The sequence below is a fragment of the Rhizobacter sp. P1_G5 genome, from assembly GCF_056405435.1.
Genome location: NZ_JBFUCB010000999.1, coordinates 1 through 1,287, shown reverse-complemented (window position 1 = coordinate 1,287; position 1,287 = coordinate 1). Strand labels below are relative to the sequence as shown.

General features: G+C 67.6%; 2 protein-coding genes. One reads left to right on the top strand and one right to left on the bottom strand.

The features are described from left to right. Positions 1-531, bottom strand: a 531-nt coding sequence (locus AC1D12_RS33510; protein WP_477845403.1) for an ATP-binding protein, incomplete at its 3' end; no start/stop codon positions are given. A 178-nt stretch (positions 532-709) separates the two neighbouring features. Here AC1D12_RS33510 and AC1D12_RS33505 point away from each other — a divergent pair. Next, on the top strand, positions 710-1,287 hold a 578-nt coding region (locus AC1D12_RS33505; RefSeq protein WP_477845402.1), incomplete at its 3' end, for a cation:proton antiporter domain-containing protein.

Here is a 1,287-nt window from a genome sequence, read left to right as displayed (position 1 = left end):
CAGGATCACCGAGGTACCGCGCTGCGGCCGCGTGATGGTCTCGACCTCGAAGTCGCCGCTGCCCTCGGAGCTCCAGCGCACGCCCTGCTCGGCCGGCAGGCCGGCGCGGCGCGACTCGACGGTGATGCGGTCGGCGACGATGAAGCCGCTGTAGAAGCCGACGCCGAACTGGCCGATCAGCTGCGCGTCCTTCTTCTGGTCGCCTTCGAGCTTGCTCATGAACTCGCGCGTGCCGCTCTTCGCGATGGTGCCGAGGTTGGCCACCGCCTCGTCGGCCGACAGCCCGATGCCGTTGTCGGTGATCGTCAGCGTCTTCGCGGCCTTGTCGAACGCGATGCGCACCTCGAGGTTCGGCGCGTCTTCATACAGCCCGGCGTTGTTCAGCGCCTCGAAGCGCAGCTTGTCGCAGGCATCCGAGGCGTTCGAGACCAGTTCCCGCAGGAAGATCTCCTTGTTGGAGTAGAGCGAGTGCGTGACCAGGTGCAGGATCTGCTTGACCTCGGCCTGGAAGGAAAGTGTTTGCTTGTCCATGGTCGTGCTGAAGCTGAATGTTGTTGAGCGCCGGCGTGTAGGCGCTGTCTTACAAGAAGTTGCGCCGCGAAGGCGCTGCACTTGAGGTCGGATACGGTTACCTTCAAGATCCCCCGCAGTTTCCCCGATCCTTGCTGCGATCCGGGCGAACGTCTCGTCTTTCCTTGCCGGCTCCCGCATGTCCTTGTCTTCCACGCTCGAGAACTGGTTCGCCCCCTCCGCTGCCACCGCCTCCTGGACCCTCGACCACTTGCGCGGTGTCGACCCGGTGCTGGGCTTCGCGATCGTGATGGTCGTCGCGGTGGTGCTCGGCGAGATCCTGCGCCGGCGCTTCCGGCTGCCGCGGCTGTGCGGCCACATGCTGACCGGCGCGCTGGCCAGCCCGCTGGCGCTGCGCCTGCTGGAGCGCACCGACCTCGACCCGGTCAAGCCGCTCATCGACCTGGCCATCGGCGTGCTGGTGTTCGAACTCGGCAGCCGCATCCGGCCGCGCTGGCTGATCGACAACCCGTGGCTCGCGCTGACCTGCGTGCTCGAGGGCGTGTTGTCCGGCCTCGGCGTCTACCTCGGCCTGCTCGCGTTCGACGCGCCGTCGCTCTCGGCCGCGCTGGCCGGCGCCGTCGCGATGTCGACCTCGCCGGTCCTGGTGCTGGCGCTGGTTCACCAGATGCGCCCGCGCGGGCAGGTGACCGAGCGCCTGCTGATGATGTCGGCGATCAACAGCGTGCTCGCGGTGGTGGCGCTGAAGGCCTGGGG